This is a genomic window from Ruegeria sp. BHSA123, assembly GCF_059613425.1.
This window is the reverse complement of the sequence record NZ_JBXWSL010000113.1, coordinates 1-5,803: the sequence shown is the minus strand read 5'-3', so window position 1 is coordinate 5,803 and position 5,803 is coordinate 1. Positions and strand designations below refer to the sequence as shown.

General features: G+C 60.2%; 8 protein-coding genes and 1 riboswitch. Of the genes, 3 read left to right on the top strand and 5 right to left on the bottom strand.

Annotation, left to right across the window (positions count from 1 at the left end; genetic code table 11):
- From AC2FNC_RS19885 to AC2FNC_RS19875, 3 genes are all read left to right on the top strand, one after another.
- Positions 1-798 (top strand): hypothetical protein (locus tag AC2FNC_RS19885; RefSeq protein ID WP_496716432.1); only part of this gene is annotated, 798 nt, incomplete at its 5' end.
- The gene (locus tag AC2FNC_RS19880) at positions 791-1,789 is read left to right on the top strand and encodes a hypothetical protein (protein WP_480607512.1); all 999 of its coding nucleotides are present in this window, start codon (positions 791-793) and stop codon (positions 1,787-1,789) included. The genes AC2FNC_RS19885 and AC2FNC_RS19880, both read left to right, overlap by 8 nt.
- Before the next feature lie 76 nt (positions 1,790-1,865).
- A complete protein-coding gene (locus tag AC2FNC_RS19875) occupies positions 1,866-2,081 on the top strand; it encodes a hypothetical protein (protein WP_480521288.1) in 216 nt (71 codons plus the stop codon).
- 16 nt (positions 2,082-2,097) lie between these two features.
- Here AC2FNC_RS19875 and AC2FNC_RS19870 read toward each other — a convergent pair whose 3' ends face one another.
- From AC2FNC_RS19870 to AC2FNC_RS19850, 5 genes are read right to left on the bottom strand one after another with little or no spacing between them, the layout of a single operon-like run.
- Positions 2,098-2,748 carry an energy-coupling factor ABC transporter ATP-binding protein gene (locus AC2FNC_RS19870; RefSeq protein ID WP_496716430.1) on the bottom strand — a complete coding sequence of 217 codons (651 nt, stop codon included), beginning with the start codon at positions 2,746-2,748 and terminating at the stop codon, positions 2,098-2,100.
- Positions 2,745-3,524 carry a cobalt ECF transporter T component CbiQ gene (gene cbiQ, locus AC2FNC_RS19865; RefSeq protein WP_496716428.1) on the bottom strand — a complete coding sequence of 260 codons (780 nt, stop codon included), beginning with the start codon at positions 3,522-3,524 and terminating at the stop codon, positions 2,745-2,747. The genes AC2FNC_RS19870 and cbiQ overlap by 4 nt, the downstream gene beginning before the upstream one ends.
- Positions 3,524-4,087, bottom strand: coding sequence for a NikL family nickel/cobalt ECF transporter subunit (locus tag AC2FNC_RS19860; RefSeq protein ID WP_480496185.1), 564 nt, complete (start codon positions 4,085-4,087; stop codon positions 3,524-3,526). Before AC2FNC_RS19860 ends, cbiQ begins: the two co-directional genes overlap by 1 nt.
- Positions 4,084-4,695: a cobalt transporter CbiM gene (gene cbiM / locus AC2FNC_RS19855; RefSeq protein ID WP_496716426.1), complete on the bottom strand. Its 612-nt coding sequence runs from the start codon at positions 4,693-4,695 to the stop codon at positions 4,084-4,086. The genes AC2FNC_RS19860 and cbiM overlap by 4 nt, the downstream gene beginning before the upstream one ends.
- 6 nt (positions 4,696-4,701) lie before the next feature.
- Complete coding sequence (locus AC2FNC_RS19850; protein ID WP_480521280.1) at positions 4,702-5,487, bottom strand: DUF4198 domain-containing protein; 786 nt, start codon at positions 5,485-5,487, stop codon at positions 4,702-4,704.
- A gap of 132 nt (positions 5,488-5,619) precedes the next feature.
- A riboswitch (cobalamin riboswitch) is annotated at positions 5,620-5,803 on the bottom strand. This riboswitch is flagged as partial in the annotation.

Genomic DNA, 5,803 nt, shown 5'->3' with positions numbered 1-5,803 from the left:
GTTCTGGGCCGCTGCAATTCCTGCGAGATGATCGACCACCGCCGCTTCTGGAACTGGCAGGACAGCCCGACACCGCCGCCGGTTGGCGACGCGCCGGTCCTGCCTGCTGACAGTGACGCCATCTTTGGCACCCGCGCGCCGTCAGACCTGCCGAACAACCAGCCTTCGAACACGCTTACTATTGCAGGGGGCGACATTGGCACCGGCCAGGCTGTGCCCACGTCGCAACTGGCCGAAATCCTCAAGGCCGCGCCTGATCTTGCGCGGGCGGGAACCGATCTTACGGGCCTGAAGGAACTGCAAGCCCAGCTGGCGCTTGAAACGCAATCGGTCGCTGCGGGGCGAGACAAGGCCATCGACACGGCAACGGATCTGACGAAAGAACTGGTTGGAAAGGCCACGGAACTTGCGGGTAAAGGTCAGGAAATCGCTGCCGCCCGCAAAGAGGAAGAGGCCAAGAAAGCCGCCGCTGACAAAAAGGCGTTCGATGCCAGCAACGCCGCCAAGATCAAGGGGTTTGAGGATATCGCCAAGAACGCCTCGGGTGTCGCCGCATTGATTGGCGGACAGGCAGACGGCAACCGGGCAGCCTTTACGCAAAACCTGTTCAAGGATTTCCCCGGCGGGGCTGCGGCTTTGGCCAACCCGTCCAACACACTGCTTCTGGCCAAGCTTTTCGGGGCCTTCACCAAGGCGAACGCGGATGCCGATGACGGCAGCGCGACTAAGGCTGGCAGCCAGTCGGTGCTGGATTTCCTCAATGGCCTGAACGCCCCTGCGGAGGACGACAATGAGTGACACGAGCACAAATGTGACGGACAAACCGGGAATTGATGAAAGCCTTGCCGAGGCGATCATCAACATTCTTGAAACGACCAACTCTCCTGCGATCCAGCGCGCCCGTGAGGTGATTGCCCATAGGCTGGCCATTGCGGGCGATATTGCCCCTTCGCGCATCCCTGCGCCGCGCAACATCACCGAGATCGGCGGCTATATCAATCTGCTGAGCGAGTATGGTGAGGCCGAACAGCGCGCTCGCATGATCGCGGCCGCTTTGGGTATCGCGGGACCGCAGATTTCGCTGCCGCAACCGGGTGCCGTTCCGCCGATGTCTTTCATCACCCGCGACGGTGCAAGGCCCGTTGGTCCGCAGCAGGCCAGTTTCCCGCTGAGCTATACGATCCGCAGTGATTTCGTTCCGGCCTTCGACAATGCGTTGCAGGAGATCGCGATACGTGGCGGTGCGGTGCCGATCCTGACACCTGTCAGGGTCCTTCCGGCCGCCGGATCAGGCCCCGTGACCGACGGCATCGCACAGCTGGCTTTGATCGGTCGAACCCTCAGCCTGGCACCGACCGCGGCGCTGCATGCCGTGGCCACCGACCCGCTGTCGCTCAGCCGTCCGACTGCGGGTGGCGGGTTCGAGGTTCTGGCACGGGTCATCGACGCCGCCGCCCCGATTGCCGGGACCATCGCGGCGGCAGACTGGACAAGCTGGGAATGCGATGCTGCTGCCTGTTCCGAGGTTGACAGCAACGATGCGCGCTTTGCCCTTTCGCCGATCCTGAATGCGGCCGGTTGGCACCAGGCGGCTGATCCCGGCAATCCCACCAGCCTGTCCGATCCCGGCAGCTGGGCCGCGTGGCAAAACATCACCGGGCTTGTACCCGGCGTCACGCGGTTCGCGGATGAGCTGCAATTGCTGTACCCTGCCGAGATGCTCATCACCTCGCCGGTCTTCAATCAATTGGACAATGTCTGGACGGGAAGCGCATTCGCCGCGCCATAGGACCCCCTCTGCATCCGCAACAAAGTGATTTGGCGGCACTTGGCTTTTGGAGTTACGCTTGAACAGGAGGGGTGCCATGCCAAACCCGGAACGTTTCGAAAAATTCTACTTTGCCAAAGTTGGCATGGGCGAAGCCTGCGGTTGCGCCGAGCGCATCATTGACGTTTTCGAGTTCAACCGAAAAGGTGGCGCGCCGTCGAAACACCCGGTGAAACAGGACCGTCGCAGACGCCTGTCGTTTCGCGCATGGGCAGTCAGATATGGGCTTATGAGCCGAAAGCGGAACAGCTGAACACGTATTGGTCCTGTCAGACAGAAACCAGTTTTCCGTCTCGCAAATCCAGCGCATCCGGTGCCAGTTCGGCGCGGAAGGCCGGGGAATGGCTGACAAGAAGGATCGCTTGCGGCAATGCCCGGAGGATTTCCAGCAGCCGGGCCTCGTTCCGTGGGTCCAGCGCGTTGGTGGGTTCATCAAGCAGCAGAACCTCGGGCTCCATCGCCAGAACGGTCGCCAGCGTAACCAGCCGTTTTTCACCCCCTGACAAATTGTGGGTGATGCGGTTCTTCAGATGCATCAGGTCCAGATCACCCAACACGCTTTCAACGATGGCAAGTGCTTCGTCGCGTGTTCTGCCCAGGTTGAGCGGGCCAAAGGCGATATCCTCGGCGACGGTCGGGCAGAACAACTGATCATCCGCATCCTGAAACACAAGGCCCACCCGGCGGCGCACGTCGTGAAAATCAGCCTCATGCACCCTTTGCTGACCAAAGATCCTGACCGTGCCGGACTGTGCGCGCTGCAAGCCAAGCGTAATGCGCAGCAAGGTCGATTTTCCTGCCCCGTTCGGGCCCGTCAGCGACAGGCGTTGACCAGCGGACAGGCTGAGGCTGGCACCGTCAAGAACGGGTGGCTGACCGGCGTAGGCAAAGCGGATTTCTTCAAGCGCAATCAGTGTCATGCCAAATCCAGTATGATCAGACCCGCGCAAAGAGCACCAAGACCTGCGGCAAAAACGATGTCCCTTCGGGTCAGGGCAAAGTCCTGAAGCAACAGCATACGGCCTGAAAAACCCCGGCATTTCATCGCATCAAGAATGCGTTCGGATCTTTCGATCGCGCGCACCAGCATTATGCCCACGAGATAGCCAAAGCTGCGATAGGTGTGCCAGTTTGTTGCCGGGCGAAAGCCGCGCACTTTCATGGCCGCGCGCAGGCGCAGGTATTCTTCCCGCAGAACCTCGATATATCGGATGGTGAACATCAAAAGGTGAACCAGCTTTTCGGGGCAGCGCAGGCGGTGCAGGGCGTGGCCAAGCGTGACCGGCTCCATCGTGCCGACCAGCACCATAAGGGACAGGATGACCGCGTTGGCCGTCAAGGCGATCTCGACCGCTTTCCAGAAGCCCTGCCAGCTTGCGGGAAACCCCCAGAGCGTAAACATCGGGTCGCCGGGCATGGAGAATGGCAACAACACCAGCATGAACAGGATGAACCCGTCCATCATGGCCATGCGTTTCAATGTCTTCCGCCAGGGCAGACGCGACGCGGCAAGAAGCGAAAAGGACACCGCCAGAGCCGCGCACAGCGCTGTCAGCGAGGACACCGCCACTGTCACCACCGCGAAGACAACCGCCATAACGATCCGCATCCTAGGATCAAGCGGGTTGATCGCGCCGCGCCGCTGCGCGCCCGCTTTGACCAGCGTGCTTTCCTGTTGTCCCAGAACATGCGCCATCAGGCCGCCAGCTTGCGGCGTGCCGCAAAGTAGAAGCCCAGACCAAACAGACCGACAATATATCCGATCCCACCCAGAACAGTTTGCAGATCATTTTGTTCGCGGTAAGCCGCGATTTCCCGACGCAGCGGGCGCAGCTCATCCCGCACGGCCCTGGCAATGACCTGTTGTTGTTCAGTGCTGAGCACCGCCGCTGTCTGGGCAGGTGCGTTTGTTGGCGGGGTATCAGGTTCCGCTTCAACGCCCATGATCCGGGCGACATCCGCAGCGGGCATGGTGACCTCGGCCACATGTCCGGCACCAAGGTTTGCAAAGAATGTATGGGCCACCGGCGCGTTTGGCGTGTAGATAAAAAACCCGTCTGCATCTGTTACGATACGGCCCAGCTCGGCTCCGTCCGGGCCGTTGACGATGACCTCGGTATCGCTTGCCATGTCGCCGTTGGAAAAGCCGATTTCGCCTTCGATGGCGTCACCGGATTTAAACACTCCGGCTATGACCTTATGCGCCAAGGCAGGTAGGGGTGCGCAGCACAGCGCCAGAATGATTGCCAGATACCTCATGCGACCGCTCGTTTGACAAACAGCTCGGGCTTGACCTTGCGCGCCAGCAAAACCGCGAACCCGGTCAGGATCGCCTCAATCGCCATGACAGGAATATGTGCAAAGAAAACAATCTTAGCCGCAGGCAGGAAGGCATCCCCGGACAAGGCCAGTGAAAACGCAACCATGCCGGTTGTGGCGGCAATGGCAAAGGCACCGCCGACCCCGCCCCATATCGCACCTTGCAGCGGTGAGCCGTGGGCGATCAGGCGGCTAAAGATCAGTCCGGCCAGAACCGCGGGCAACGCGATGTTCAGGGTGTTGATCCCCAATACCGTCAACCCGCCAAAGCCAAAGAAGACGGCTTGCAGCAAAAGCCCGACGAACAGGGCCGGGAATGCGGCCCACCCCAGCAAAAGCCCGGCCATACCGTTGAGGATCAGGTGCACCGACGACGGACCAATAGGAACATGGATCAGCGATGCCACGAAAAAGCTGGCTGACAGCACCCCCGCAGTGGGGATGCGATCAAGATTCAGCGACCTGAGGCCCATGGCAATTCCACCCGCCGCAGCGACGGCACCGCCGATCACGACCGGGTTGGACAAGGCTCCGTCAACGATATGCATCTACGGTTACTCCAAATCCCAGGCGCGGATCCAGATGACCGCGTCCTGGCTGAGTTCTTTGCCATTGTGTTCGGTCACGGGACCGGCGCCGAGCGCTGCAAAACCCCAATATCCGGCTTTCGGAACGCCGAACGTGAAATACCCGTTATCATCCGAAGTTGCGACCAATGCACCACCCGGCAACGGCGAGACGGTCGGGGCCGAAGCAGCCGTGCTTTCCATGTCCGGTTCTGCGGCCATGTACTCGATCTCGATCTCGGCACCCGCAACCGGTTGGCCTTCTGCCATAACTCGACCCGTAAAGGTCGAACCCGCGATGATGTTGGTCGGTTTGTTGAGCGGGATGATCTCAACCGGCAAGCCCACCGGGTTCATCCAGTCGGTCGGCAATTCGTTGCGGTTCAGGAATGCCTTGGCGATCTGCTGGATATAGATATCCTCAGACCCCTCGTAATAGGGCTGGGGAACTGTCACCAGCACATAGTCGCCCGACCGTTTGACCGGAACATAACCCTTGAATGCCGCGCCTTCGTTTTCCCCACCGGTGAAACGCACGGGTTCCAGAGTGTCCAGCAGGTCGGTTTTCTGACCGTTGTGGATCACGTAGAATTCCTGCGGCTTGTCCAGATCCATGACATGCCCGTTCGAGAACGGATGCCAGAAGATCAGCTTGACCGGAACATTCCCCGGTGCGTCGATCATGGTGTCAGAGGTGTATTCCAGCAGGAAATGCGCATTTGCCATCGCTGGAAGCGCCATCGCCACAGCGGCTGCAGAAAGCAGCTTGGTCATCAATAGTCGTCCTTGTCCCTTCGTACCAACCCCGGTACGAGATGCGTTTTGACTGCGGGGACGTCCAAGCCGAGCTGCTTTTTCAAGCATCCTGCTCCGACGCACATCCCGTCGCCGATTAGGAGTGCCCTTGTCAAAGGCACATGTCCGGCAGGTATCCTGACTTGCGGGTCAAAGCGTTGGGCTGGCCTTCCCGGATTAACTCCAGTGGCACTTCAGCCCTGCTCGCCGCTTACAGTTGCGGGTGCAGTTGCGGAATTGGGCCAAAGCCCGCACCGCATTCCCTATTGATTCCAGAGCACGCCCCGGAACCGGA

Bases quoted from the DNA above. Each gene is read 5' to 3' on its own strand.
- AC2FNC_RS19880 (WP_480607512.1), top strand. From the start codon at position 791: ATGAGTGACACGAGCACAAATGTGACGGACAAACCGGGAATTGATGAA.
- AC2FNC_RS19875 (WP_480521288.1), top strand. From the start codon at position 1,866: ATGCCAAACCCGGAACGTTTCGAAAAATTCTACTTTGCCAAAGTTGGC.
- AC2FNC_RS19870 (WP_496716430.1), bottom strand. From the start codon at position 2,748: ATGACACTGATTGCGCTTGAAGAAATCCGCTTTGCCTACGCCGGTCAG.
- cbiQ (WP_496716428.1), bottom strand. From the start codon at position 3,524: ATGGCGCATGTTCTGGGACAACAGGAAAGCACGCTGGTCAAAGCGGGC.
- AC2FNC_RS19860 (WP_480496185.1), bottom strand. From the start codon at position 4,087: ATGAGGTATCTGGCAATCATTCTGGCGCTGTGCTGCGCACCCCTACCT.
- cbiM (WP_496716426.1), bottom strand. From the start codon at position 4,695: ATGCATATCGTTGACGGAGCCTTGTCCAACCCGGTCGTGATCGGCGGT.
- AC2FNC_RS19850 (WP_480521280.1), bottom strand. From the start codon at position 5,487: ATGACCAAGCTGCTTTCTGCAGCCGCTGTGGCGATGGCGCTTCCAGCG.